Annotated in this window: 27 protein-coding genes and 1 pseudogene; 17 read left to right on the top strand and 11 right to left on the bottom strand. The window is 66.8% G+C overall.

Annotation, left to right across the window (positions count from 1 at the left end; genetic code table 11):
* Window positions 1-467: 467 nt before the first annotated feature.
* Complete coding sequence (locus ACF08B_RS38960) at window positions 468-680, bottom strand: hypothetical protein (RefSeq protein WP_392321780.1); 213 nt, start codon at window positions 678-680, stop codon at window positions 468-470.
* A gap of 294 nt (window positions 681-974) precedes the next feature.
* On the opposite strand from ACF08B_RS38960, the gene ACF08B_RS38955 reads away from it, so the two are divergent.
* Window positions 975-1,712: a hypothetical protein gene (locus tag ACF08B_RS38955; protein WP_392321779.1), complete on the top strand. Its 738-nt coding sequence runs from the start codon at window positions 975-977 to the stop codon at window positions 1,710-1,712.
* Between the two features lie 366 nt (window positions 1,713-2,078).
* Here ACF08B_RS38955 and ACF08B_RS38950 read toward each other — a convergent pair whose 3' ends face one another.
* Together ACF08B_RS38950 and ACF08B_RS38945 are read right to left on the bottom strand one after the other, a co-directional pair.
* Window positions 2,079-2,657: an ImmA/IrrE family metallo-endopeptidase gene (locus ACF08B_RS38950; protein WP_392321778.1), complete on the bottom strand. Its 579-nt coding sequence runs from the start codon at window positions 2,655-2,657 to the stop codon at window positions 2,079-2,081.
* Between the two features lie 8 nt (window positions 2,658-2,665).
* Window positions 2,666-3,034 (bottom strand): helix-turn-helix domain-containing protein, encoded by a 369-nt coding sequence (locus ACF08B_RS38945; protein ID WP_392321777.1) that lies wholly within the window; start codon window positions 3,032-3,034, stop codon window positions 2,666-2,668.
* Between the two features lie 122 nt (window positions 3,035-3,156).
* On the opposite strand from ACF08B_RS38945, the gene ACF08B_RS38940 reads away from it, so the two are divergent.
* From ACF08B_RS38940 to ACF08B_RS38915, 6 genes are all read left to right on the top strand, one after another.
* Window positions 3,157-3,282, top strand: a complete 126-nt coding sequence (locus ACF08B_RS38940; protein WP_392321776.1) for a hypothetical protein — start codon at window positions 3,157-3,159, stop codon at window positions 3,280-3,282.
* Between the two features lie 894 nt (window positions 3,283-4,176).
* The gene (locus tag ACF08B_RS38935) at window positions 4,177-4,437 is read left to right on the top strand and encodes a hypothetical protein (protein ID WP_392321775.1); all 261 of its coding nucleotides are present in this window, start codon (window positions 4,177-4,179) and stop codon (window positions 4,435-4,437) included.
* Window positions 4,437-6,275 carry a helix-turn-helix domain-containing protein gene (locus ACF08B_RS38930; protein WP_392321774.1) on the top strand — a complete coding sequence of 613 codons (1,839 nt, stop codon included), beginning with the start codon at window positions 4,437-4,439 and terminating at the stop codon, window positions 6,273-6,275. The genes ACF08B_RS38935 and ACF08B_RS38930 overlap by 1 nt, the downstream gene beginning before the upstream one ends.
* An 857-nt stretch (window positions 6,276-7,132) precedes the next feature.
* Complete coding sequence (locus tag ACF08B_RS38925; RefSeq protein WP_392321773.1) at window positions 7,133-7,645, top strand: sigma-70 family RNA polymerase sigma factor; 513 nt, start codon at window positions 7,133-7,135, stop codon at window positions 7,643-7,645.
* A gap of 1 nt (window position 7,646) precedes the next feature.
* The gene (locus ACF08B_RS38920; RefSeq protein WP_392321772.1) at window positions 7,647-8,354 is read left to right on the top strand and encodes a hypothetical protein; all 708 of its coding nucleotides are present in this window, start codon (window positions 7,647-7,649) and stop codon (window positions 8,352-8,354) included.
* Between the two features lie 516 nt (window positions 8,355-8,870).
* A complete protein-coding gene (locus tag ACF08B_RS38915) occupies window positions 8,871-9,290 on the top strand; it encodes a hypothetical protein (protein WP_392321771.1) in 420 nt (139 codons plus the stop codon).
* A gap of 148 nt (window positions 9,291-9,438) precedes the next feature.
* On the opposite strand, the gene ACF08B_RS38910 is transcribed toward ACF08B_RS38915, so the two are convergent.
* A complete protein-coding gene (locus tag ACF08B_RS38910; RefSeq protein ID WP_392321770.1) occupies window positions 9,439-9,672 on the bottom strand; it encodes a hypothetical protein in 234 nt (77 codons plus the stop codon).
* A 452-nt stretch (window positions 9,673-10,124) separates the two neighbouring features.
* Between ACF08B_RS38910 and ACF08B_RS38905 the strand changes: the two genes are divergently transcribed.
* The 4 genes from ACF08B_RS38905 (at window position 10,125) to ACF08B_RS38890 (ending at window position 12,380) form a co-directional block, all read left to right on the top strand.
* Window positions 10,125-10,481 carry a hypothetical protein gene (locus tag ACF08B_RS38905; RefSeq protein WP_392321769.1) on the top strand — a complete coding sequence of 119 codons (357 nt, stop codon included), beginning with the start codon at window positions 10,125-10,127 and terminating at the stop codon, window positions 10,479-10,481.
* The gene (locus ACF08B_RS38900; protein ID WP_392321768.1) at window positions 10,468-10,809 is read left to right on the top strand and encodes a hypothetical protein; all 342 of its coding nucleotides are present in this window, start codon (window positions 10,468-10,470) and stop codon (window positions 10,807-10,809) included. The genes ACF08B_RS38905 and ACF08B_RS38900 overlap by 14 nt, the downstream gene beginning before the upstream one ends.
* 401 nt (window positions 10,810-11,210) lie before the next feature.
* Window positions 11,211-11,771, top strand: a complete 561-nt coding sequence (locus tag ACF08B_RS38895) for a helix-turn-helix domain-containing protein (protein ID WP_392321767.1) — start codon at window positions 11,211-11,213, stop codon at window positions 11,769-11,771.
* Between the two features lie 237 nt (window positions 11,772-12,008).
* A complete protein-coding gene (locus ACF08B_RS38890) occupies window positions 12,009-12,380 on the top strand; it encodes a hypothetical protein (RefSeq protein ID WP_392321766.1) in 372 nt (123 codons plus the stop codon).
* A gap of 471 nt (window positions 12,381-12,851) precedes the next feature.
* On the opposite strand, the gene ACF08B_RS38885 is transcribed toward ACF08B_RS38890, so the two are convergent.
* From ACF08B_RS38885 to ACF08B_RS38875, 3 genes are all read right to left on the bottom strand, one after another.
* A complete protein-coding gene (locus tag ACF08B_RS38885; protein ID WP_392321765.1) occupies window positions 12,852-13,433 on the bottom strand; it encodes an ASCH domain-containing protein in 582 nt (193 codons plus the stop codon).
* Window positions 13,430-15,469 (bottom strand): GNAT family N-acetyltransferase, encoded by a 2,040-nt coding sequence (locus tag ACF08B_RS38880; RefSeq protein WP_392321764.1) that lies wholly within the window; start codon window positions 15,467-15,469, stop codon window positions 13,430-13,432. Before ACF08B_RS38880 ends, ACF08B_RS38885 begins: the two co-directional genes overlap by 4 nt.
* Window positions 15,470-15,866: 397 nt before the next feature.
* The gene (locus ACF08B_RS38875; RefSeq protein WP_392321763.1) at window positions 15,867-16,286 is read right to left on the bottom strand and encodes a hypothetical protein; all 420 of its coding nucleotides are present in this window, start codon (window positions 16,284-16,286) and stop codon (window positions 15,867-15,869) included.
* 39 nt (window positions 16,287-16,325) lie between these two features.
* Here ACF08B_RS38875 and tpg point away from each other — a divergent pair.
* Window positions 16,326-16,658: pseudogene (gene tpg, locus ACF08B_RS38870) on the top strand (telomere-protecting terminal protein Tpg); the annotation flags it as partial.
* 145 nt (window positions 16,659-16,803) lie between these two features.
* Here the strand turns inward: tpg and ltrA are convergent.
* Window positions 16,804-18,567 carry a group II intron reverse transcriptase/maturase gene (gene ltrA, locus ACF08B_RS38865; protein ID WP_392321762.1) on the bottom strand — a complete coding sequence of 588 codons (1,764 nt, stop codon included), beginning with the start codon at window positions 18,565-18,567 and terminating at the stop codon, window positions 16,804-16,806.
* A gap of 728 nt (window positions 18,568-19,295) precedes the next feature.
* Here ltrA and ACF08B_RS38860 point away from each other — a divergent pair.
* The 4 genes from ACF08B_RS38860 to ACF08B_RS38845 all read left to right on the top strand — a co-directional run bounded on the left by ACF08B_RS38860 (window position 19,296) and on the right by ACF08B_RS38845 (window position 21,090).
* Entirely contained in the window at window positions 19,296-19,619 is a 324-nt protein-coding gene (locus ACF08B_RS38860) for a hypothetical protein (RefSeq protein WP_392321761.1), read from the top strand.
* Between the two features lie 8 nt (window positions 19,620-19,627).
* Window positions 19,628-19,936 (top strand): transposase, encoded by a 309-nt coding sequence (locus ACF08B_RS38855; RefSeq protein ID WP_392321760.1) that lies wholly within the window; start codon window positions 19,628-19,630, stop codon window positions 19,934-19,936.
* The gene (locus tag ACF08B_RS38850; RefSeq protein WP_392321759.1) at window positions 19,933-20,805 is read left to right on the top strand and encodes an IS3 family transposase; all 873 of its coding nucleotides are present in this window, start codon (window positions 19,933-19,935) and stop codon (window positions 20,803-20,805) included. The genes ACF08B_RS38855 and ACF08B_RS38850 overlap by 4 nt, the downstream gene beginning before the upstream one ends.
* Window positions 20,806-20,880: 75 nt before the next feature.
* The gene (locus ACF08B_RS38845; protein WP_392321758.1) at window positions 20,881-21,090 is read left to right on the top strand and encodes a hypothetical protein; all 210 of its coding nucleotides are present in this window, start codon (window positions 20,881-20,883) and stop codon (window positions 21,088-21,090) included.
* 259 nt (window positions 21,091-21,349) lie between these two features.
* Here ACF08B_RS38845 and ACF08B_RS38840 read toward each other — a convergent pair whose 3' ends face one another.
* The 3 genes from ACF08B_RS38840 to ACF08B_RS38830 form a co-directional block, all read right to left on the bottom strand.
* A complete protein-coding gene (locus ACF08B_RS38840) occupies window positions 21,350-21,670 on the bottom strand; it encodes a type II toxin-antitoxin system PemK/MazF family toxin (RefSeq protein ID WP_392321757.1) in 321 nt (106 codons plus the stop codon).
* A gap of 11 nt (window positions 21,671-21,681) precedes the next feature.
* Window positions 21,682-22,362 carry a hypothetical protein gene (locus ACF08B_RS38835; RefSeq protein ID WP_392321756.1) on the bottom strand — a complete coding sequence of 227 codons (681 nt, stop codon included), beginning with the start codon at window positions 22,360-22,362 and terminating at the stop codon, window positions 21,682-21,684.
* A gap of 788 nt (window positions 22,363-23,150) precedes the next feature.
* Window positions 23,151-23,516: an STAS domain-containing protein gene (locus ACF08B_RS38830; protein ID WP_392321755.1), complete on the bottom strand. Its 366-nt coding sequence runs from the start codon at window positions 23,514-23,516 to the stop codon at window positions 23,151-23,153.
* Window positions 23,517-23,710: 194 nt separating this feature from the next.
* Here ACF08B_RS38830 and ACF08B_RS38825 point away from each other — a divergent pair, with 194 nt between their 5' ends.
* Window positions 23,711-24,013 (top strand): hypothetical protein, encoded by a 303-nt coding sequence (locus tag ACF08B_RS38825; protein WP_392321754.1) that lies wholly within the window; start codon window positions 23,711-23,713, stop codon window positions 24,011-24,013.
* The last annotated feature ends 73 nt before the right edge of the window (window positions 24,014-24,086 follow it).

Raw genomic sequence — 24,086 nt, 5'->3', positions numbered from 1 at the left:
CCCGCCGTAGCCTTGGTACAGGCCCCCAGCCTCAGCGCTACATCAGCGCCGCACAGGCCGACGTCCTGGGTGAACTTCCCGACGTCCGCTTCCCGGACCTCGCGGATATGCGGATTCACGGCGTGCTCGGCTCCCAACCGCCCCACCCCTCGGGCCGGCGCCGGATGCTCGGCGCCGGTGGGCGAGGCGACGAGGAGCCCCTCCTGGGCGAAGAGCACCAGGAGGGGTGAGCGACACTGTCGGGTCCCGCGCTGCTCCAAGGCAGCGGTGCGGCAAGTGGTCGGGCGGCGGTGAGGCCCGCACGGGGCTGGTGCCCCGTCGCGAAAGTCCCATTCTGGGACCGAGTCGGCACAGCGCCCTTTGAACCACGTGTCCTTGCGGCCGCGCCGGGCACGCCCGCCCGATACCCCAACGCTCCTGCAAGTGCTGGCGCTCCCGCAGTGCGATCGATGGCTGAGAGTGGAAGATCAGCTGAGCATGCCGACGAGGACGGCGGCTGCGACTGTGAGGACGGCGACAGGCAGCATGGCCAGGCGTACCCGGAGCATCCGCTTGCTCAGCTCCCTGACGGTACCGGCAGAGAGCTGATCGCTTGGCCGGCTGAACAGATCGTCGCACCACCTGCACTCTGCTGTGCTGATTTCGCTCAGCCGGTAGGCGCCCGTCAGCTGCGCGAACACGGCCTCGTCTCTGCCACCTGTCGAAGCACTCACACTCTGAGGAAACGATCCACCCGCCCAGGAGCACCGGCGTGTGCCGAATCCATTATCTGTACCCGGCCTGGGAGCTGTGACGGGCGAGCGCGGACCGAGCTGGCCGATTGTGCGGTCGTTTGCGCTGGTCAGAGCGGCCCTAGATATGCCAAAGGCCCCCTGGCCTAGATGCCAGCGGACCTTCGGTCTGCCGTTAACCCGTCAGCATGCATGCAGAGGCCAAGCGGGTCTTCTGCCATCAACTATACGATGCAACGCACTATGGGACAACAGAAGATTTCCTCAGAGCAGCTCCTCATAGCCCGCTTCTCCCCCGCACGCATGGCGCCCTACGTTGCGGCGGCAGGCTCGCCTCGTGAAGCGATCAAGCTGTACCGATGGAACGTCGAAGCATCCGCGGTGCTTTACGAAGCCCTGCACGTCTTCGAGGTCGTCCTGCGCAACGCCATTCACGAGCAGATGGCTCTGTGGCACCGGGCAGAAGGAAGAACGGGCAGCTGGCTGACCAACCCGCCCGCCCAGCTGACTGCGCGCAGCAAAGACGACCTTGCGAAGGCGAGGGGGCGGGCGCAGGAAACGCTGACCAAGAAACACCAGCTCGCGGGGGGTGCTTCGGCCCCTGCGCTCACTGACGGTGACATCATCGCTCAGCTCACGCTCGGCTTCTGGCGCTTCATGCTGGCTACGCGCTACACCCATGATCTGTGGCGAGATGCTATCCGTTACGCCTTCCCGCAGCTTACCCACCAGCGGCTGAGCGACATCGAAAGCCCAGTCATTCGCCTGCACTGGCTGCGCAACCGGATCGCTCACCTGGAACCAGTCTTCACGCGGAATCTTCTCCTCGACCTGAAGGACATGAGGACCGCCATCGGATACGTCTGCCCACGCACCCAGGCCTGGTTCGCCTCCACCCGCACCCAGTCCATCAAGGACGTCATCAACGCTTTCCCCCTGGAAGGACTACCAGGACCCAAGCAGGCAACCGGCACACCCTGACCGTGCGAGACGAAGGGCCTTCCGACCCGACGGGCCGCGCCCTGCGATGCCCTCGCCTGCGCGGCCGAACCAGCGGTGGCCCTTCGCCACTTGGCGCCCAGCCTCCGCGGAAATCCACCTGACTTCTGTGGCCTGGCCTGCACTGTCGCTTACCTGAAGAGGGACCCGAGGAGAGCGGCAGAGGACAGCGCCCCTGCCCTGCTGTGTGGGGGAGCTGTCTGGTTGCGTTGGGTGGCCGAGGCGAGCGGCGGTGCTCCATCGTTGCTGTGCCGTGATTCCCCAGCTTTGTGCCGCGCGGGAAGAAGCGGCGGAACGGCAGGCGTGAGCTGAAGTGGATCGGTGTAGGTCACGACGGGTTGCGGCTAGTCAGTGGCGGCCTTGGCGGGCGCGGGCCCGTCGATTGATGATGCGTGCCCCTGTGGTGTTCATTCGCCAGCGTGCGAACTCGACGCTGACTCCGAAAAGTGCTGCGGCGTCCTCGTCGGTGGCGCTGCGGCGGGCCAGACGGTGGGCTGCTTCGGTGGGTAGCAGGAGTTCTCCGGAGAGTTCGGCTGCCTCATTTTCTTGCTCACGATCACTTTCGCGGCACTCCTTGCCCGATGTGCGCAGTAGGGTCGTGAAGGAGTGTTCGAGCAGAATATGTGACATTTCGTGAGCCAGGGTGGATGCTCGTCTCGGCGGTTCGGCAGCGGAGTTCTCCAGGATGACTCTGCCGTGTCCGACGGGAATGACTGCGGCTGAGAAGGCCTCGGGGCGTACCTCGGTGAAGTGGCGCAGGGCGCCCGCCAGCTCGGGAGCTGAAGCTACGTCGTCCAGGGCGAAGACCCGGACACCGTAGAGCTCGGCCAGTTCGTAGGGGTCCAGACGAGCGTGGGCAGTAAGGCCGAGCTCCTGTCTGACTTCGAGAGCTAGGCGCTTGGCTTGGGCTTTGAAGCCTCTCTGCATGTGACCCCCTAGTCCCGCGGGAGAGCCTTCACGCGGCGCACGGTGGCCTGGATGACAGTCTCCAGGTAAGCGACGTCCTCAGGTTCCAGATCTTTCCGAGCGCGGAGCAAGGGGCCGAGCTGGGTGACCAGTTCGGGCTCGTCGCGCTCGGCCGGCTGTTCGCCGGACACCATGAACTGCTCGGCCGGCACCGCCAGCCACTGAACCAGCGTGGCGAACGCGTCGACATCCGGCCGTAGGCCGTTGGCCATCCTCGACAGAAGAGATGGGCTTACCTCAAGCTCTTTGGCCAGCTGCCGCCACGACAGGCCGCGGGCGCTCCTCTGCGCGTCGAGAGCTCCGTAGAGCCTCTCCACGTCGACGTGTCCCTTGGCCATGGGGTCATCCTCCCTCGCGACTGATTCACTTCCGAGACAGTGATTGACTATCACAACACTGCTGATCTACTCTCAATACAGTGTTTCATATCCGAGACACTCTCTCTAGGAGGAGGTACGTCATGCCCAAGAAGGCAACCGGCGGCAACCGCGGACGCAGCGCCATCACCGGCCGTTTCGTGAAGCAGACGACCGTGAAGCGGCACCCCAAGACCACCGTCAATGAATCGGCCAAGAAGAAGAAGTGACGCCAGTAATACCCCGGCGTTACCGCTGTACAGGTGAGGCGGCCCACCAACTGGTGGGCCGCCTCACCTATGCAGCGGTGGCGGCAAGGTGCCAGTGACAGAGCGCTGCGCCGCCGACCCTGACGCCGGACGGACGTGTTCAGTGCGTCGGTCCAAGGCATGCGGCGGTTCTCACGGGCGGAGGAACGCACACTCATGGTGTGTCTGCGCGGCTGCGCATCGTTCTCGCGTTCGTCGCTTGGTATTCGAGCTGGAGCGGCAGACAGTGACGAGCAGTACGTCTTCCGCGTCCCACGGCGTGCCGCCTCTTCGGAGCCGGACCGGCTCCTGTTCGTCCCTGCCCGGGCTTGTGGAATGTACTTCGGCTGGGTCGGGGCGGTCGTTCCGTGGCTGGGTAAATGCGGTGGGGGGCTCCTGCCGGTAACAGGAGCCCCCTCTTTTCTTCCGCCCTTTTGTTGCTGCCGTGCCCAGGAAGGAGGTGGATGCGGCGCTTTTCGGGGGCGGGGTTCCGCTTATTCAGCTCACCATCGGGTGGCCCGACGCGCAAGATCTTCCGCGTTCGGGATGGGTTCGGAACCGTTCTGAACGGTGAACTGGCTGGTCAGGGGCGTGCGGGTGGATGTGGCGGTGTTACGGAGGGGCATGCTGCGGCCGGCGGCGGCCGGAACGGTCCGGGCTCCGCCGGGCGGGCCGCCGGATGATTCCTTACGCCGTGCTGTTCAAGGACGGAACATTTTCGGATTCGGGCGGTGCTTGTCCGGGCTGATTCCGATTGAGCGGAAGGGTTTTCCCCGGTTCCGGCGAAGGCACAGACTGACTCAGGGCCGCATCACAGCCGGTAACTGGATGCGCCTTTTCAGTGATCTTCGTTGTGCCCAGGAAGGGAACACACCTGTGTCCGTACACATGAACCGGTCCCGGCGCCGCCGGCAGACGGGGCCCGCAGGCCTTGCGCTGTGCGGTGCGAGCCTCACGCCGCTGCACCGGATCGCCGTCTTCACGGTCGTCCTGCTGGTCGTCGTCGTCCTCGTCCGCAGCGGGCAGGCGGCGTGTGACGTCGTCGGGCTGATCGCGGCGGCTTCGGCCGCCGTCGCGCAGCTCGGCCCGTGGCCGGGCGCCCAGCGCCCGGCGGCCGGCCCGGCGGGGGGTGCGTGATGAAGAGCCCCCAGCAACAATCGCACGGGCAGGGCAAGGGCCCCGATCCGCTGCACGTACACGACCAGAAGGAGTTCCGCGAGGCGCTGAAGCAGCTGCGCGGGACGAGGAGTTACCAGGCCATCGCGACGGCCAGCAGGGGAGGCCTGTCGACCACCACGATCCACAACGTGCTGACGAAGGACGCGCTGCCCTCGCGGGACTTCGTGGCCAAGTACCTGCCGGCCTGCGGGTTAACTGAGGCGGATCAGGCGCAGTGGCTCACGTGCTGGGAGACGCTGGACGGTCAGCCCGCGCAGCCCGGCAGGCCCGCCGGGTTAGGCAGGCGCTGGCAGAGCCTGCTGGGCGGGCGCCGGGCCAGGCTGCGCGCCGGCCTGGCGGTCGGCACCGTGCTCGTCCTCACCGCGGCCCTGGTGGCCTGGCAGGTGCACAAGACGGACCTGGACCGTTTCCGCGACCAGCACTGCGGGACGTCCAGCCGGGACCTGGTGACGGGGCCCGGCGGGGAGTGCACGGGCGTCACCGACGGCCGCGACGGCGCGGCCGTCTTCGGCGACGACCTCGCGCCCGTCATGAAGGCCATCGGCGCGGAGAACAGCAACGTCACCGACGGCGGCGACTACGTGACGTTCGCCTTCCTCACGCCGCTGAGTTCCGCGGACGCCAACTCGCTGACGGTGGGCCAGTACGTGGCCGAACTCGAGGGCGCCTACACGGCCGTGGAGGAGGAGAACAAGAAGGACAGCCGGCCCAAGATCCGGCTGCTGGTGGCGTCGATGGGCAGCTCCGAGCGCGCCTGGAAGGCGGCCGTCGACCAGCTGAAGTCCGTCAAGGACAGCGAGCACCTGGTGGCGGTGGCCGGGCTGGGACTGAGCCAGCAGGAAACGGTCGACGCCACCCGGGAACTCGCCAAGGCCGACCTGCCCATGATCGGGGACCTGATCACCGCGGACGGCTTCGACGCGACCGGCGCGGTCGACGGCAAGGGGCCGATCAAGGGACTGGCCCGGGTCGCTCTGTCCAACACCGACCAGCTCACCGCGATCAGCAAGGAACTCGGCACCGGCCGGCGCACCGCGGCCCTGGTCAGCACTCAGGTGACCCCCAACGGCACCCGCGACCTGTACACCGAGTCCCTGCAGAAGGGCTTCCGCACCATCACGGGCCTGAAGAAACACCTCGACCCCAACTCCGACTTCGACTTCGACCCGCGCGGCGGACCCGGCGCCATCCTGCCCACCATCAGCCAGAACTTCTGCGGCACCAGCAAGACCATCGACACCGTCTACTACGCCGCCCGCGTCAAGTACCTGCCCGCTTTCCTCGACGCACTCGCCCAGCGCAGCTGCCACGCCCAGCCCATCACCGTCATCACCGGCTCCGACGCGGCATCCCTCGACCCCAAGGTCGAAGCACTCCACACCACCGACGCACCCATCACCGTGCTGTACGCGTCCTTCCCGAGCCCCGCACAGCTGCGCAGCCCGGGCAATCCCGACCGCGGCCTGTACGAGGCGTTCGTGAAGAACTTCACCGCCCCCCACCACGACCAGCAGTTCCCCGCCCGCCACCTGACCACCAGCTACTGGGCTATCGTCGCCCACGACGCCGTCCTCACCGCCTCCACCGCCCTGCACAACGCCGCCGTCCACAGCGCCGGCCCCACCCACCTGCCCAACCGCTACGCCGTCCGCAACGAGCTGTACGCCCTGCGCAACAACGCGGTAGCCGGCGCCAGCGGCCACTTCGGCATCGACGCACACGGCAACCGCACCCGCACCGACACCATCGCCACCGTCCACCGCCTCGGCCAGGCCCTCCCCAAGCCCACCGGCTGACCAGACACCCCCGAACCGGGGTGGTGGGGCAGACCCATACCGGGCCTGCCCCACCACCCGCCGACGCGTCCCGCGCCCGGCCCAAGGGAGACCCAGGGGTCGCGGTCTGGATCCGCAGCATGCTGCGGCGCCGCCATGGCCGCGCGGTGGGCCTCCTCCAACCCGATCCCGACGTGGAGCGCCTTGGGGTAGGACGGGACGTTGGGGTCGCTGTTACGCACCCGCCAGAGGTGCCGCTGAGGCCCGGCATCAGTCGCGGTCAGCTCCTCCTGTGCCGCCTCGTCCAGCAGCGCCTCCCCGTCGGGGCGCACACTCTTGCGCCGGTCCTGGGGGCTGCCCACCGCTACGCTCTCGTCAGGTCGGTGACCTCAAGCCGGTAGGCAGCCGCCGCCCGGTGCAGGAACGACCACGGGTCGTCTCCCCAGCCGCAGGGTGGTACCCACGCCACCGCTCTCCCCTTGCTGACTGTCTCGCCGGAGCCGGTGACGAGCCAACGAGGGGCCGCTGACATGGGGCACGAGCCTGGTTTCATATGCGAACACCGGAGATGTTCACTCGTTCGAGTGGCGGGAGTTCGAGCGGATTCGCACGTTCCGCGAGTGAAGTAGGACACAGTCGGGATCGCAGAGGTGTAGACCATGCGCATGAACCTCTGGTGAATGCGCTGTTCACTCTGCGTTACTGGGTGGTAGCGAATCATTTGGTACAGGATTCAAATATCACTGTGTGACATTCGCTCGGGCGTCCATGCGTGTTCGTCCGTTTGGACCGCTTCGATAGGACCCGTCAGATGGCTTCCCCGGCACGAGCATTCGTGCTGGCGGATCCGTTCGTTCCTGCCTCAACGAAGAGGGTTCATGACCGACGACGCCTGTGCGGGACAGGGTTGCAGCCCGGTGGCGGCCCCCGCCGTGCTGCCCTTCCCGCTCGAGTTCGAGGCTCTCTACCTGAAGAACCACGTCGACTATCGTCGGTTTGCCATGGCCGTGCACAACGACGAGCAGGCCGCTGACGACGCCGTGCACCGAGCTTTCATCGAGATCCTGCGACACTGGCCGGCACTCCTGGCCGGGGGCAACCTCCACCAACAGACCTGGGCCATTCTGCGCCGCACCGTCATCTCTCAGAAGCTGATCGGCTACCGGGGGAACCTCACCGAGCTGACCGAGGACAGTGATGTGGCCCGCGCCCTTTGCTCCCTGCCGTCCCGTCAGTTCGACGTGATGGTCCTTCGCTACCTGTGCGGCTGTACTGCCGACGACATCGCCTGGTATCTCGGCGTCACTGTCAGCACCGTCGACTACCACACCCGCAACGCCAAAAAGCGCCTCGCACAGGCCATGCCTGCACGGGTCCGAAGGAGCAAGTGACATGAATTCCGTCAAAGAACCTGCTCACGCCGAACAGGTGCTTGCCGCTGCCGGATACCGCCTGCGCGGCCGCCAGTCCCGCTTCGACGTGGCTGCGGGTCTGCACCGCCTGGCGCTGGACGCCGGCTATCTTCCCGCCGCCGTCAGCGCTCCCTCTGTCTCCCGCGCTCTGCACGACCTCGCGGTGTTCATTGCCTGGAGCCTGGACCAGCCCGGAGCCGCCACCCACGTCGAGCAGCTTGCCGCCGTCATCGGTGACCCGGATGCTCCGCACCGGCTGTTGACCCGGGACAGGGACACCGAGAATCTCGACGTCGACGGCGCCCACGTCTTCGCCTGCATGCTCTATCTCGCCGACCACCCCGAAAGCGCCCAGTTCTGGTGGCGGCTCACCGCGGGTGCCGGCAACAGCACATCTGCTTTCTGCCTCTACCTTCTCCACCACGGCCGCGGCGAGAGCGTCGAAGCCGACCACTGGCACAAGGCTCTCCTCCACCTCGTTGACGTCGACGAAGATCCTGCAGTCGAGGAGCTGTTCGTCGGCGCGGTCGGCACCTTCGCCGCCTACATCCACCGCAACCGACCTCCGGCCCCGGTCACCCCAGCGCTCAACGCCGAAGTCCAGCGTCTCGCCACCCGCAACGCCGACCGCCTGGTCGTCCGTCCCGATGCGGGCCTCGCGCGTCGTCTGCATGGATGTACCCACTGACCCGCTTTCCGTCATCTCCCTGTGAGGACGCGACGCATCATGAGACGTAACCGGAATCGCGGAGCAACCGTTGCTGGCGCACCACCGCACTCCTCACTCCAGTACGGATTCGCGCCGATGGGCTCGGCATCAACGCTGCAGGCCTGCTTTGTCAGCCCCAGCAACGCACGTAGGTGCCTCAGCCGCCCTGCCCGTCACAGCTCATTCCGCCTCACTGGCGGCGGGTCGGGTGGCGCGGCGGACGGATCGCAGGCGCTGCGCACGTTATGCCAGAGCCCGGACAGCGACGGTGTGGAGCGCCCCCGAAGGATGTCACCGATGGGGACTGGCCTAGCGGGACGGGAGCATAAATTAGCCTGCTTACGCAGTGCTGTTGTCGAGTACTTCTGTGTGGGGGCGTTGATGCCGAACTGGGGACATCAGGTTGTCATAGCTGAGCCGGCAAACCCGGTTGCCCGGCTGGCGCGGTACTGCGCTCCCAAGCCGCACACCGGATGGCGGATTGAGGAAGAGCCCGTGGTCCCTCTGGCAGTGGTGCTGATCGCGGGCGCAGTCTTAGGGGTGGGAGGCCGCCTCGCGGGGAGACTGGCGCAGCACGTGACCGGGCATGCGATTGCTGCTGAGGCTTGGATGGCTTTCGATGCACTGGTCGTTGTTGCCGTGGCGCTGTCCTATGCCCTTACGGCGCGCTACGGGATCCGGTTTCCCCGCGGCGGGGCTGCTGATGGTCTTGCTGGTGCGGTCCGGGTCATCGTTGTTCAGGGCAACGCCGCGTGGAGAGCGCTGCCTCGCAGGGAGCGCAGACAGCACACGAAGACGGTGCGCGCGCTGAATGCTTCAGCAAGGCTGTTGCTGATCGACCCCAGCGATGAACAGGCGAAGGCCATGCTGACTCAGCACGCACAGACGCTGCGAACCCTGGCTACCAGCGGCTGACGCGGCTTCCATGCGCGGCCCAGAGACGCCGGCGCCCGGCGGAAGACGCGTAAGAGCGACGTCTCCCACCGGGCAGCTGCGCAAAAAGCAGTTCACGAGCCCACTCAGCCAAGGATGGGCAGCGAACATCCCTCGGCGTCGGACTGTCTCAGAACAGCAGAAGCTGCCGCATGTCACCGTTCTTCGAGCGGATCAGAACCTGATTGCCGCCGGACGTCTCCCGCTCGACGAGTTCCATGAGTGCGATGGCGCGCCGGATCGACTCCGTCAGGGAGATGCCCCGCTGCTTGTTTCTCTTCAGGAACGCCGCGGTGTCGGTGTTGATGTTCACGCTCAGCCTGGTCGTGGTCTGCGTGGTGTCTGTTGTGTTCTCCGTCGGCATGCCAGGCCCCTTTTTGACGTTGAAGAAGTCGGTTCAGTAGCGGTGAGCGCCCGAGGTCAGTCGCCAGGCAGGCTGCGAACGGGGCGACAGTGGGCCCCTGCCGTGCCCGCGACGAGCTCTGATGTGCGCAGGGGGGATCGGTCAGGGGTGTGCTGGCCCATACCTACGCCCTCTCTGACGTGAACCGTCTGCACTCAACGAAACGAACGATGCCTCGATGGTGGCCCTCCATGCGTCAGATGTCAAGTAAAAAAGCAGCTTTCTTCACTACTCCATGCGGGTCAGATGTGGATCTGATGTGCATCTAACCCGCATCAACGTTGTCGATCATGCACACAGGAGGTTAAAATTATCTACATCGAGTGTGCTAAGCTAGCCCCCAAGCTCTGCTTGGGGGCTAACGAGTCTCCTGGGACTGGAGCCTCCGGGTCTCGCCGAAGGGATCAGCGCACATGACGATCGATCAGACGCCGTCGTACGAGACGGTCTTCTGTCCGTACCTGCCCCAGCGAACCGCCAACGGAGCAGGGGCTCGTGTGCTGGTGAGCGTGGACACGGACTTCATCTGCCCCCGATTTCGTGCACCCGACCATGTACTGCAAAACGGTCCTGACCCATCAGAAGTGCCTGACCTCCTCGACGGTTTGCTCGAGGAGGTCGCTGTCGACGAACTCTGCGACGATGACGGGGAATGGTCCGAGACCTCCATCCCGGAGCCGAACGCTGACGAGCTGACGCTCTACCAGCTGGGCCCGGTGGAGACAGGACCTGAGTGCGAGCCCGGGGAGGGGTGCCGTGAGCGCAGATGAAGACTCGAACCAGATGACCGAACAGGGTGAGCTGTTGAGCGACGACAGCATCCCCCAACCCGGCAGCGGGACCGACAACTTCATCCGCTACGCGGACTACGAGGAGCGCCGAGACAAGCAACTCACCCGGCGCAAGCTCGCCTTCGGGTTGCTGCAGCTCGTTGCCCTACTGGCAGTCGTGCCGACGCTTGCCCTCACTTTCAAGCACTGGACCAAGTTCACCTCCGAAGACTTCCGCGAACTGAGCCTGATCTTCACTCCCGTCGTTGCTCTCGCCAGTGCGGCCTTCGGCTTCTTTTTCGCTTCTGACAACCAGAAACAGCCCTAGCCGCACAAGGGCACCAAGCGGTCACCGGCCCCAATACCCAGCGGGCCGGCCACCGTCAGCCGGGGCCTCCGAATGCGTCGGCCGGCGGCGCTGGCTCGCGGGGGGCTCCGGCACATGGGCACCCGCCTCACCGCCACTGCGCCCACGGCCTGGAGGTGGAGTTCACCGACGTCGAGCAGCTTGACTTCGACCTGTAGCCATATCTAACCCCGCCTCCAACAGTTGGCGAAAGAGCCGCCGGACCCGGCCGTCGGGCCGTGATGCAAAGGTGGTGACTGGAACTAGTTGGTTCGATTCAGGGTTGCTGCGGAAGATCATTATGGTTGGTCCATCGCTCGCTTCACAGCAGCGATGGGCTGCGAACCGGTCACCCCCGTCCTGGTTCGCAGCCCTTCACGCATATGCCCCGTACGGCGCGGCATTTACGGCTCACCGTGGCCGCCCTGATGTACGCGACGGGGGAGACGCAGACCGACCTCGGGCGCGGCCTGGGCCTGAGCCAGGGGCAGATCAGCCGCAAACAGGCCGGGACCACGGCCTGGTCGCTCGCCGCTCTCGACCGGCTCGCCGCCCACTACGGCATCCCCGCCCCCGAGCTGCTGCGCGGCGCCGACCACGCCGTCGGGCTCCTGCCCGCCGCACGGCGAGCCGCGTGCATCGGCGCCACCCAGACCACCCTCACCCCCCACCGGCCCACTCCTCCCGCCACCGCGCCGATCACACACGACGCGCGCCTGACGGCCCTCGAGGCGGACGCGTTCCGGACAGGCCGCACCCTCGCCGAACACACCGCGCAGCTCGAGACGATCCGTGAGCAGCAGACGACCGCGTTCGGGAACATCGACTCCCTCGCCGACGCCATCGGCGCGCCCGGTGAGCGGACGATCGCTCAGCGGCTCGACACGGTGGAGAAGGACCTGGGGCGATGCGGCAGGACGTCGGCGACACCAAGCGCCTGCTGACCGCTCTCGTCCGCGCCCAGGGCATCGACCCCGACCGGCCCCGTCGGGCATCCCCGGGCGGCCCGGTCGGGGCGCTCGAGGGCGGGCGTTGGGCGCGTGTCGGGCTCCGGTGCTCTCCGTTCCTCACATCCGGGCGTTTGGCCCCGTACGCGGCGCTCTGGGGGGTGTGGGCCCGGCAGGGTTGCGGACGCGATGGGGTCCCGGTCGTCGGGGCTTCACCGGACGTGAAGGAGCACGATGCGAGGCTTGAAGGCTCTGGGGGCGGGCGCGCTGGCGGTGGCCCTGGTGTCGGGTGTCGGGTGGGCGGCGCAGGCGTCGGACAGCCAGGCGCCGGCGAAGCCGGAGGCGGCCCGTGCGGCGGCCGCGGTGGTCGACGGGTACCAGGTGGTGAAGCTGCCGAACGCGAACGTGCCGAACTTCCAGCGGCGGACGGTGTACTGCCCGGCCGGGAAGGTCGCCGTCGGTGGAGGCGCTGAGGCGCAGGGCGCCGACGCGATCCTCACCGGCTCGTTCCCGACGGATGACGGGCGGGGCTGGATCGGCATCGGTCGGCAGACCCGGTACGGAGACGTCGGGATCTCGGTGTACGCGATCTGCGCGAACGGCTGATCCGCCACACTGCGCCCCCCGGGGGGGGGCGCAGTGCTGTCCGGGATGGTCGGCCTTTCCCGCCTGGAACACGACTGCGCCCCCGCTCCAGGGATCGGAGCGGGGGCGCTGTGCTGTGCGGTCAGGACGGGATGGGCACGCCGTTGCCGACGGCGTACGGCGGCCACACGGTCCTCTCGGTGCGTGGTCTTTCCTGTGGCCCTGGGTGACCGTATGCGGGCCGCTCAGGGGGCCGGAGGGCGCTCGGGTCCGGGCGGGGGGTGATCGTCTGTCTTGAACGGGGTTCGTTGGCCCCTGGGGAACGGACCGAGTGGCCCCACCTCTAGTGGCGCGGCGGCGGCCCCGCCCACGAGTTCCATGCCGCGTTCGACGGCTGAGCGCCCAGGCATGACACGGCGGGGCTGCCTCGGCAGTTCGATCGCTCCAGGAGCGCCCCTGTGCGGCGGCATGCGGGCGCTGCGCCGCGTGCCGTTACCGCAGAGCCGCGCTGGCGGGTAGTGCTGCCGAGTGCAGGGGGCCAGGCTGTTTGGACGGGGACACAGTCATGGGTTGCGGGGGCGCGGCGTGAGGTGTGCGCCTAGGCGACGATGGCGCAGAGAGCCGGTCGAGGAGTTCGTCGGCGGCGTCGTGTCCGGCGACCAGCTGCTGCAGGTTCTCGGTGGTGAGGTAGCGGTAACTTTGCGGGGGATGGAAGGCGCTGGTGACGCGGAGATGGTCGAGGGGGACCGGGCTGGACAGAGGGCGGGGGGAATCGAGCATGAGGGCGGAGGCGTGGCCCGCACCGTCCATGTAGGCGGTGTATTCGGTCTTGCTGATGCCGCAGTTGGTGCGGTGTCGGCGCCAGATCTGTCCGGGAGCGGCGGTGTCTACGCCGGTCAGGCGGGCTGTTCCGGTCAGAGCCATGACGGGGGAGGTGGCGTAGATGATCACCGGTGTGCCGGGTGGGACGGCGACGCGCTGGCGCCGCAGTTCGACGGTCTTGTCGCCGCTGAGGATGGCTGTGGCGAACCGCGGGTGGAGCGAAAGCAGCAGGGCTCGTTCGGGCGTGTTCACCGCAGTCGATGACCTTCCTCGTACAGGGCACGGAACAGATCAGGCGAGATCTTGAAGACCGACTGTACGTTGACGGTCTGCCCGTACCGGCTACCGAGCTCGACAAGTCGCCGATGGGACACCGTAGATGGGAACAGCGCGGTATCGGAGAAGCGCAGGGCCATCGCCTGTCCTGCGTACTTCTCGGAAGTTGCTAGGACATCTTTGCGACCGTAGACGCCCAGGTGCTTGAACTGCCGGTAGAGGCGCTCACCGTCGTCGACCACGCACTGCTCCAGTCTGGAGCATGCAAAGACAGCAGATACGCTCATGGTGTCGTCGCTGCTGGCATACCAGATGATGCGTGCTGGTGCGGTCTCCCCGCGCGGGATCGGGGAACGATAGTAGACGTGCTCGCGGCTGAGACCGAGGTTGTGGTCGCGCGCGAGAAGTCCTTCGGGGTAACCGAACAACTCGTAGCTCCACCTCGGCTGGACGGGAATGAGGAAGGTGGGCAGCTCGGCGTCGGTGATTTTCACCGGCCACCAGGCGTGTTCGACGGCGGACGCGGCGGCGACTGGAAGCGGAGCGGTGAGCGGGGGCAGCGTCAGGCCGAGTCCTCGGGCAAGTGCGGCCACGTGTGTGTCGAGGGCCCGGGTGTCGGTGAGCCGATCCAGGACGAGCGCGACGAGGCTGGTGTCGCCAGCTGAACGGAAGGCGTCCTCCTTGGCGGCTGCCAGGACTGCCCGCTGCAGGTATGGATCACTCAGTCGAAGGACTTCAACGCCCTCGGAGCGGCAGCGCTGGCGCAGCAGGAACAGAAGCTGCCGGGCCAAAGTGGCACCGAGCGCATGCTGCTCGTCCACGCGCAGCAGCGGAACGTGCAGTTCACCGTCGCGGGTCTCGTGGCAGTAAGTGGCCAGCAGACGGCCGTCCTGGTCGGTGATCTGTTGCCGAATCCACCGGCCCGGCGAGGCCGCGAAGTCCCGCAGCCGCTTCTTGAAGGCCTTTTGCTTCTCCCCGGCGGGCTTGTTGAGGAAGACCAGCTGCTGCTGTTCCTGGCCTGCGGTGACAGCTGTCGTGGTCATGGCGGTGCCGAGCAAGCTGCCGGGCTGGTAGGCCTGCGCGCGGGTCAGTTCATCGATGGCCAGGACGCTGTCGGTCGGCCCCAGGATCCGTACCCCGCACACCTTCTCCGCCACAGGGCTGAGGGCGATCAGACCCTCATCGCGGGTCACCAGCAGTTGCACGCCAGCGGCGCGGGCTTGGATGACATAGGCAAGGTCCGCGTTGTCATTGGGGGTGCGCGGCAACTCGATGCCCAGGTCTTCCCAGGCTGCCTCGATCAATTCCCTGAGTACCTGGTCCTCATTGATCTGTTCGAGTTCAGGGTGCTGGTAACCCATCAGCGCATGGATCTGGGCTCTGCGTTCGGTGGCATGGTTGCCATTGTGGATCTCGGTGACGAGCTGAGGCAGGACGACCAGTTTGAGCAAATCCACCAGCCAGGGGGCGGCCAGGGCCTTCGTCTCCAAAGCACCGTTTCGAGGGAGCGAGCTGTGCAGGTCGGCGAAGATGTTGCAGTCCATCGCCGCAGTCACCAGCGCCGGCGATTCGATGTCGGTGAACAGGTCGGGATGGCCGTGGCTGCGCCACCACACCACAAGCGGTTCACGCGACTGACCGCGGCCTGCGACCTCCGTGCGCATCTGGAAACCCAGCCGGGTCCACATCTTCTCCAGGCCGTAATTCTTACGGCACTTGAGCACGATGCCCAGTCGGTCGGCATGCTGCTCGGAGATGGCTTCGACCAGCTCTGCGTTGATGCCGTGGCCGCGGTAGCCGTCGTCAACGCACAGGTGCGTCAGGCGTACCCGGTCGCGAGGCAGACCGTACAGGGCGTAGCCGGCCAGCCGGCTGCCTTCGACGGCGGCCAGGAGCGTTCCGGCCTGCGCAGCCTGCCGGAATGCTGCATGCGGCAAGAACCCCAGCGTCTTGCGGTTGCGGTCGCCCAGGCCGATGACGGCGGTCAGCAGCTGCTCATCCTCCGTGCCCACCGCTGTGATCCGTACTTCCCCAACGCCCCCCGCTTTGACCGGCACAGCGGTACCCCCCGACGCTTCTGATGATCTGTTAGGCACAGAGTGTGGTCACTCCGGTCACCGTTGTCACCCGAATCAGCTATACATCCCCCGAGTTATCCCGCCTGATCCTGGCCCCCCTCGCCCGAGGACGGCAGCAAGGCCGACCGTGTTGCGCTCGAGCTCATTTGCATAAGGGATCCCGGGCGGCCCCGCCAGAGCAGCGGGCGATTGTAAGAGGCGGGATGAGGGGCCGGGCGCCCACGCGAACGCAGAACAGTGGCGGCGGCGCCATCTGAGCACCTTCACCCAGTCGGCATCTCTGACGGAAGAAGACACGATTAAGGGCTGGGATGAGGGCGTGCCTCAACTCTCAGTCGGTGAGGCTCCTACGACGTGCGCGCAAGGAGTATGTCGTCGTCCCGTTCGGCCTGCCGCGCTTCGACCAACCGCCGCTCGTCGCGATCACCCAGCCCCTCTGCTCCTTCATCTGCACGGCGAAGGTACGCAGGTCGTTGATGGAGCAGCCGCAGGCGAGGATAACGTCGATGCCGAGGTACTGGCTGCGGGGATTGTCGTCACCGTATGGATCCTTGGTCCATTCGACCTCGTGAACATGGTCCTTCAGGCCCGTTCGTTCCTCGTCGTGCTTGACCCCGAGTGCCTTGGCGAACTCGTCCAGATCATCGATCTCGAAGAGGTCGCTCGACCACTGGCCGGGCCACACGGCGAACAGGCGGGACTTTCCGGCGACCGCGCGCTCGTAGGCGGCGCGCTGGTCTCCGTGGGTCACGGTGCCGTCTTCATGGACCTCTATGTAACACGTGACGCGGTCCGCGCCCGCTGGCAGCCCCGCATCCGCGAGCAGGCCCGCCGCCAGGCCGCCACCTCCACCGGTCTGATGATCGACACTCGGGCGCGGTTCGGGTTCACCGCCGCGCCCGGCACCACGGACGACGCCCGCCTGCGCCACCTCACCCTCGCCCTGCCCCCACACCTCGCCGCCCGCCTCTTCGACGCCCAGGCTGCCGGCGCCAGCGAGCAGCAGCTGCGCGCCCTCACCGCCGAGGCCCTGGGCGAGGTCTACTTCCGCGACAACGGCCGCCGCGCCCACGGCCTGGAGGTCGAGCTGACCGACGTCGAGCAGCTCGACTTCGAGCTGTAGCAGCTGGGAGGAAGGCGCCGCGCTTGCTTGACTGTGGTCGGGTAGCCGGATCACGTTGCCGTGACCCGGCCCCCTCAGAACCGGACGTGCGCCTTTCAGCGCATCCGGCTCAAGCAAGCCCCAAGGGCTTCGCAGGTCAGCAGGGCTATGTGGTCCGCTTGCCGTCGCCAGCGTGATGCTGGCGGTGGCAAGCGGAGTGCACGAGACGAAGGTTGTTCCGCTCGTCCGTGCCGCCGTCTCGTCGGTAGGTGAAGTGATGCTTGTGGAGCGTCTTCTTCGAGGCCGCGAACCAGTTGATCCACTCGCGTGGGCTGTCCGGTTCGTACTCGGCTCCGACGATCAGCGCCTGCTTGCAGAGAGGGCAGAGCCCCTGCTGCCGGACCGCCAGGAGAAGACTCGTCTTGTCCATCGGCGGTGGCGCTTTCCTGCGACGGCGGTGCCGCCAGTACTCGGTCAGAGCAGGATCGTCCGGGGACGCTCCGCCCTTGACGAGCTGGTGGCGGACGATGCCGGTCCAGGCGAACTTGATGAGGAAGGCGCCGCTGTCGCGGTCGCCGAACACCCACCGGTCTCGCCGGGACGGGTGGAACCGGCCGAAGTACCGGTCCACGACCCAGTACCTCGACTTGTTGCGGTGGCGTCGCCTGGCCCATTTGAAGGTCAGCCGCCACATGTAGTGATCCAGCGACGAGAACGTCGTCGTGGATGCCACTGCCCGGTAGTAAGCCGTCCAACCGCGAACGATCGGGATCAGCCTGCGCAATACGGCCTCGGCATTGGACCCGTGCAGGGCCTTCATCTCGGTCCGTAATCGCGCCCGGAGCCTCGCGCAAGCCGCTGTGCTCGGCTTGATGATCAGCTTGTTTCGGCTCGTCCGGCGGACGGTGAAGCCGAGGAAGTCGAACCCCTCCGCGAGGTGGACGACCTGGGTCTTCTCCTCGTTGAAGCGAAGACCCCTCGGCTCCAGCCAGTCCTCCAGCCGGGCCCTGACCTGGTGCACCTGTTCCTCATCGTGACAGAGCACGACGAAGTCGTCGGCATACCTAACCAGCACCGGAGTGCCGGGCATGGCACCGGGCTCGCGCCCGGCCCGAACCGTGTATTGGCACCCTGCGGCCTGTTCCAGTCCGTGCAGAGCAACATTCAGCAACAGCGGGCTGATCACACCACCTTGAGGAGTTCCCTCCTCGGTCGGTGCGAACCGGCCGCAGTCGACCACGCCCGCCTTCAGCCAGCCCGCGATCAGGTCCCTGGCGGGGAACTGGCCGAGCATGGTCAGGAGGTGGCCGTGATTGATGCGGTCGAACGCCGCCGACAGGTCCGCGTCCAGGACCCACAGACGTTTCGGGTTCTTGCCCTTCACCGTCCAGAAGATCGCTTGCATCGCGTCCTGGCAGCTGCGGCCGGGCCGGAATCCGTATGACCTCGGCTCGAACCGCGCTTCCCACTCGGGTTCCAGCGCGTTCTTCACGCGGGCCTGGAGGACCCGGTCACGGATGACCGGGATGCCGAGTGGTCGCTGTTTCCCGTTGCTCTTCGGGATGAACACGCGCTTGACCGGCCTGGCCTTCCAGGGCGTCGACGACCGATGGATCTCGGCCGCCAACAGTCCTCTCGCCTTCGGCGTGAGGGCCCGTTCCCCGTCGATGCCAGCGGTCATGCGACCACTGCTCTGCTGCGTCACCCGCTTCACGCTGACCAGCGTGTTGCTGCGGCTTCGCAGCATGAGCTTCTGCAAGTTGCGGACCTTCTTGAGGTCCCCCTCCTGCGTTGCCTTGAAGATCCTCTGCCTCAGCCGCCGTACGTTCTCCTCGCAGGTGGCCCAGTCAATGCCGTGCCAGTCGAGTAAGTCGTCCTCGGGTCCGTTCACCGCGCGCGAGGGCGTCACGACGGGTGTCGTGATCTCCATGTTCGCCTCCGGTGTCTAACTTGTCCCTCGGTTCGAGCGTCCTTGCAGTGGTGACTTCAAAGGCTCACCTGATCCACGTGGGCGCCCTTTCGGGCCGGGCCACCAGGACCCGTATCCGGCGAGTTATGCGAGAGCGGGTGAAAGTCCCGCCTCCCGGTTTCCTCTGGCCTTTCGGCCCGCCGGCCTTTGCTTCTTGGATCTTCCTTCTCCCGCCGGGGACTTCAGCCTTCCTTGCGGTCGGCCTACCAAGCCGGGGCTTGGACCCCGTCGGGGTTTCCACGTTCCGCACCAGTAAGACGCGGCTGGGGTGGGCGCCCCCTCTACCCCGAGACCAGCGGTGTCCTCCCTCCGGGCTCAGTTACCCGAAGGTCGCTTGGTGCCTTTCAGCACCGGGTCCTGTGACCGCCGCCAACACGCCATCGACGCGGTCTTAAAGTCACGAGGCATCATCGAGGGTTCACTTGCGTTCGCCCGTCCAGCCTTCCCCTCACCTGTTGCCTCCCGATGGCCGGGACGCTCTTGGGCTTGAACGCTCCGCTTCACACCCCGCCGTTACCAGCGACGCATGGGAGCGCGGGGACGGACCTTGGACACTGGCCCGAAGTTCAGCCGATCGATACCTCCTTCACATGGCTGGACTTACTTACCTGGAGCGACTTCGTGTCGCACACTGAGCACTTCACTTGGCGGCCTTCACTGCCGATTGGTCTCACCGTACGGTCCGGTGCATGGACTGGTTGGCTCCTGTGAACACCCTGATCGGCGCTGTGATTGGCGTCGGGTCCACCCTGCTCGCTGATCGGCATCGCTGGCGTCGTGACCGTGCAGCCCTCAATCAGGACACGCGACGGCAGGCGTATGCGGCGTTCATGACAGCACTGTCAGACGTCTATCAGCGGCTGGACGAGCTCGCACACGAGGAGCATCCGACGCAGGAGTTGCGAACGGCGGCGCACGAAGTCTTCGTGTCCCGCAACTTGTACCTGCTGCGTTTGGGCTTGCTTCGCTTTGAAGGACATCTGAGATCAGGGGTTTCGGCCCCGGAGGGATGATGTTCATCATGGAGAGCATGGGGAAGAAGAAGCCGCGTCCTCGCCGCTCGTTCACGCCGGAGTTCAAGGCCGAGATCGTCGAGCTGTGCCGGCGGGGTGACCGCTCGGTCGGTCAGGTCGCCAAGGATTTCGATCTGACCGAGACCGCGGTCCGCGACTGGGTGAAGCAGGCCGAGATCGACGCCGGCGAACGCGACGGGCTGACCAGCAGTGAACGTGAGGAACTGGCCGCACTGCGGCGGGAGAACCGCCGCCTGCGGGAGGACGTCGACATCCTCAAGCGTGCGACGGCTTTCTTCGCGACGGAGACCCGGTGAACGTGGACCCGTTCATCGAGGCGGAGAAAACCGCAGGTCACAACGTCAAACGGACGTGTGAACTCCTCAAGGTCTCCCGGACCGCCTACTACGCCCGCCGCAACGGCACCCTTGGCCCCCGTGCGGTGCGGGACGCGGAGCTGACCGAACGGATCACCACTGTTCACCAGCGTTCCCGCGGCACCTATGGTGCCCCGCGCGTCCACGCCATTCTTCAGCGCGAGGGTGCCGGCTGCGGACGCCGACGGGTGGCCCGCCTGATGCGGCAGGCCGGCCTGTCGGGCCGGCACCGACGGCGCAGGCACCGCACCACCATCCCGGATCCACACGCGGCCAACCGTCCTGACCTGGTCCTTCGCAACTTTCAGCCCGACCCGGCAGGCCTCGACACTCGCTGGTGCGGCGACATCACCTACATCGCCACCGACGAGGGCTGGCTCTACCTGGCGACCGTCATCGACATCGCCAGCCGCCGCGTCGTCGGCTGGGCCACCGCCGACCACCTGCGCACCGAACTCGTCGCCGACGCCCTGCGGACTGCCTGCCACACCCGCCGCCCGTCCGGCCCTGTGATCTTCCATTCCGATCGGGGCTGTCAGTACACCAGCCGTGAACTCGCCACGTTGGCAACAGAGTTCGGGATCCGCTTGTCGGTCGGACGCACCGGCCAGTGCTGGGACAACGCCCTGGCCGAATCGTTCTTCTCCACTCTGAAGAACGAACTGGGCGACACCCGCCCCTGGCCCAGCCGAGCCACCGCCCGCACCGCGGTCTTCGAGTGGATCGAGAGCTGGTACAACTTGCACCGGATCCACAGCAGCCTCGGCTACCGCAGTCCCGCCGAATACGAGACCGCCTTGGCGGCCTGACCACCACACCAAAGGTGTCCGCCAAAGCGAAACAAGCTCAGTTACGAACTTGCTCTGATCGCTCCTTGGGAGGTCATGGAACCGGTCAATGAGGCTTTCTGGAGGGTTCGCGATCTCCGCGACCTGATCGCAAAGGGCACAGTCAGGGGGAACCAGGAGTTCGGCAGGCACCTTCGCGCCTATCTCGCGGCGACCGAGACGGCTCAGGTGGCCATGCGCCGCGATCTCGGCACCTCGTGGCCGGAACGCCCGGACGGCTCTGTTGCTCCCCCGGTCGGCGGCTGACTCGCCAACCAGCTACTCATCCGCCAAGTGAGGTGCCCAGTCACGTTGACCAGACCGGTCGGCCGGACTCGTTTCGACGCAACCGGCCTAGAGCGATCGGGCTTTTTGTAGAAGACGCTCGGCGTGATGGGTGTTAAAACGCGTTTCCTGTCACATATGGCAGGAAACCGAGAAGCCGCGCGCAGGCTGCCGGTCGCCGTGCCCCTGGCCTGGAGGTGGAGCTGACCGATGTTGAGCAGCTCGACTTCGAGCTGTAGGTCTAGTAGTCGAGGTTGATGCGCAGGTGCAGGAGCCTGCCGAGTGCGAACTCGACCTGTGCCATGTCCGTGCCTGTCAGGTGGTCGACGGGTTCTCCGCGCACGAACTGCGTGTCGATGGCGCGTATCTGGTCCGTCAGGGCGACTGTCGTCCGGCCGGCGATGACGAGCTTGGGGCGGAAGATCGCCGGTTGCGCCCTGGTCGATGTCGGCACGATGACGACTGCTGACCAGGTGTCGGGGGCGTCGCTGAGGACGATGCCGAACCTCCGGCCTCGCTGTTCGTGTCCGCGTTTCACGTCCCCGAGATCCACGGGGTACACCGAGCCCCGGATCACCGCTTGTGGGCCCGGCGTGCTGCGGCGCGGGCGGCGATCAGACGCTTGTGCGAACGACTGCGGGACTGTTCGCCGGCAGGCTGCCGGTCGGACGCCTCAGGAACGAGCACGGCGACAAAGGGGGTGGCAAGTACCGGGGCGTCCGGCTTCTCGGTGCTCTCCGTGTCGTCCGTGTCGAGGGTGCAGCTGTACGAGGTGAAGAGTGCAGGCAGGAAAGACCCGCGGTAGGCGAGGAGGCGATCCATCTCGGGGGAGGTCATTCCTGCGACGCTCCTGAGGAAGTCGGCGATCTCCGTGGATTCCAGTGCGGGGACCGAGAGCGCGGTCCGTAGCGGGCCGGCGGTGCTTCGGATGCTCTTGAGAGCCGACTGGTAGCTGCTCATGCCGTACCAGGTCTCCGCCCCGGCTTTGACGTTCTCGTCGGACGTCGGGGTGCTGCGCCCGCGAAGATCGGCGGGGGCACCGTCCTCGTCGTATCCCCACTCGTCCGGCTCGTCGGAGAGGTCCTCACCGCTTGCCGCGATGCGCTCCATGTCCTCGCGCGCCTGGCTGTCCCACCGCTCCCGGTCGAGCGCGCGCAGAGCCCGGCGCAGGACATCGGAGGTCGACTCGTCGGGACGCTTGTGGGCCTGGATTATCTCGTTGTCCTCTGGTGAAGGGCGGAATCCCACGCTCATGATTCGAGCGTACAACTTTTGTCCAACAGCGGGGGATCTTCCCGGCCCGCACCGAGCGGACGCCCTGCTTGGCGGCGCGTCCCCCGCCCACGGCACGCACGCCTGGCTACGCTGCGCACCGGATTCTTCTGCGGAGAACCACGGGTGCGGCCGGGACCCCCACTGTCCGGGCCGCACCCGTCCTTTGTGGGCGGTCTATGGCCTCCATCGGCGTACCGCCCATTCCGCATGCTTTGCGCAATTTGGGGTATTTGCCGGGTGCAGGTGACCGCGTGTTGCCGGTCCGGGGAGCCCGGCCGTCGCCGCTGATGATGAGGCTGCCGGTGGCGGCCGGGACGGCTTCGCAGCGCCCCAGGACGAAGGGGGCTGCGGGTGGCCGTCTGGACTCCGCGGTGCCAAGCTGGAGGTGGCCGGCCGGGCGGCATACCGGCACGGCCGCAGTCAGGAAACCGCGACGACATCGCCAACCTGTTGTCGCACGGCCACCGCGTCCAAGGGCCTCACCTTCACGACGCGCGGCACAGCGGGCCCGGAACTCTTCTCCCGGGTCCGCTGCCCTGTTTTTCGAGGCCCGACATCATGAACCTGCGCGCCGGGCCCCAGCCGACCACGGCACACCTGCAATTCCACGACCAGACCCCCTTTGTTGGTCAGCTCTGGGGGGTGCCTGCGGTGGTGTGCGGGCGGACCGGCTCCGGCAAGTGGGCCCGGGCATCCCGGCCCGGCCGTGAAGTTGCGTGGGGCGGTGGGGTAGGCGCCAGCCAACGCGGCCAGGGATTTGGGTGGGGTCAGAGAGTGAGGGCATCGCTGACGGTGGGGTGGCAGGTGATGATCTGGTCGACGCCGACGATGTCCAGGGTGCGCATGACGGAGGGCTGTACGCCGGCCAGGCGCAGCCATCCTTCTGCGGCGGTGAGGTTGCGGTGGGCGATGAGCAGGACGTTGATGCCGCTGGAGTCCATGAAGGCGACCTGCTGCATGTCGATGACGACGCGGGGCCGCTCGCCGTGGCTGCCGGCCTCCAAAGCCTCGATGAGGGGGGCGGCGGTGTGGTGGTCGATCTCCCCGGCCACGGTCACCACGGTGACGCCGCCGGTATCGGCGGTGACTACCTGCAGGGGTTCCGGCCGGTAGGCGTTCTCGGTCTCCGTCACGATTTTCCCCAGCGTCCTCGATGACTGTTCCGACCTGGCATTTTGCCCTGAGCGGTGCCCGGCATCGTACGAGTGGACGCGGATGTGTGGCGTAGGCAACAGTCGGCGTACTGGCGGGGTTGCGCGCGTGGTTCACGGGTAGCCGGGCGGGAAAGTGTGCGGTTGTAGAGGCGGCGCGGATGGAACGGGTGCCGATGGGCGAGAGCAGCGTGACGCCCCACCCTGATGGCGACGTCCCCCTGGGCGCCGCGGTGGCCCTGGACGGGCGGGGCGCGTGCATTGCCGAGGCCCGGCACATGGCCGCCGGCTTCCTGAACCGCGTGCGCGCCGACCACGGTGTCGGCGTCTCCCAGCGGGCGGTGGAGCTGACGCAGCTGGTGGTGAGCGAGCTGGTAACCAACGCGCAGAAGTACGCCGCCGGGCCGGTGCTGCTGGATCTGCGGATCGCGGGTGATCTGGTGGAGGTGCAGGTGTGTGGCTTTATTCACGGGTTGTGAAGTCAGTTGTTCATGGGTTTGGGAGGCGCCCAGATCCACAGTCGGGTGATGTTCACGAGTTTTGAAGTCACCG

The organism is Streptomyces sp. NPDC015139, assembly GCF_043079785.1.
In the GTDB taxonomy this organism is placed as follows: Bacteria; Actinomycetota; Actinomycetes; order Streptomycetales; family Streptomycetaceae; genus Streptomyces; species Streptomyces albidocamelliae.
This window is presented reverse-complemented; position numbering and strand designations above follow the sequence as displayed.

Bases quoted from the DNA above. Each gene is read 5' to 3' on its own strand.
- ACF08B_RS38855 (WP_392321760.1), top strand. From the start codon at position 19,628: ATGGAGAGCATGGGGAAGAAGAAGCCGCGTCCTCGCCGCTCGTTCACG.
- ACF08B_RS38895 (WP_392321767.1), top strand. From the start codon at position 11,211: ATGCCCCGTACGGCGCGGCATTTACGGCTCACCGTGGCCGCCCTGATG.
- ACF08B_RS38890 (WP_392321766.1), top strand. From the start codon at position 12,009: ATGCGAGGCTTGAAGGCTCTGGGGGCGGGCGCGCTGGCGGTGGCCCTG.
- ACF08B_RS38835 (WP_392321756.1), bottom strand. From the start codon at position 22,362: ATGAGCGTGGGATTCCGCCCTTCACCAGAGGACAACGAGATAATCCAG.
- ltrA (WP_392321762.1), bottom strand. From the start codon at position 18,567: ATGGAGATCACGACACCCGTCGTGACGCCCTCGCGCGCGGTGAACGGA.
- ACF08B_RS38930 (WP_392321774.1), top strand. From the start codon at position 4,437: ATGAAGAGCCCCCAGCAACAATCGCACGGGCAGGGCAAGGGCCCCGAT.
- ACF08B_RS38845 (WP_392321758.1), top strand. From the start codon at position 20,881: ATGGAACCGGTCAATGAGGCTTTCTGGAGGGTTCGCGATCTCCGCGAC.
- ACF08B_RS38860 (WP_392321761.1), top strand. From the start codon at position 19,296: ATGGACTGGTTGGCTCCTGTGAACACCCTGATCGGCGCTGTGATTGGC.
- ACF08B_RS38955 (WP_392321779.1), top strand. From the start codon at position 975: ATGGGACAACAGAAGATTTCCTCAGAGCAGCTCCTCATAGCCCGCTTC.
- ACF08B_RS38925 (WP_392321773.1), top strand. From the start codon at position 7,133: ATGACCGACGACGCCTGTGCGGGACAGGGTTGCAGCCCGGTGGCGGCC.
- ACF08B_RS38905 (WP_392321769.1), top strand. From the start codon at position 10,125: ATGACGATCGATCAGACGCCGTCGTACGAGACGGTCTTCTGTCCGTAC.
- ACF08B_RS38945 (WP_392321777.1), bottom strand. From the start codon at position 3,034: ATGGCCAAGGGACACGTCGACGTGGAGAGGCTCTACGGAGCTCTCGAC.
- ACF08B_RS38920 (WP_392321772.1), top strand. From the start codon at position 7,647: ATGAATTCCGTCAAAGAACCTGCTCACGCCGAACAGGTGCTTGCCGCT.
- ACF08B_RS38950 (WP_392321778.1), bottom strand. From the start codon at position 2,657: ATGCAGAGAGGCTTCAAAGCCCAAGCCAAGCGCCTAGCTCTCGAAGTC.
- ACF08B_RS38825 (WP_392321754.1), top strand. From the start codon at position 23,711: ATGGGCGAGAGCAGCGTGACGCCCCACCCTGATGGCGACGTCCCCCTG.
- ACF08B_RS38940 (WP_392321776.1), top strand. From the start codon at position 3,157: ATGCCCAAGAAGGCAACCGGCGGCAACCGCGGACGCAGCGCCATCACC.
- ACF08B_RS38910 (WP_392321770.1), bottom strand. From the start codon at position 9,672: ATGCCGACGGAGAACACAACAGACACCACGCAGACCACGACCAGGCTG.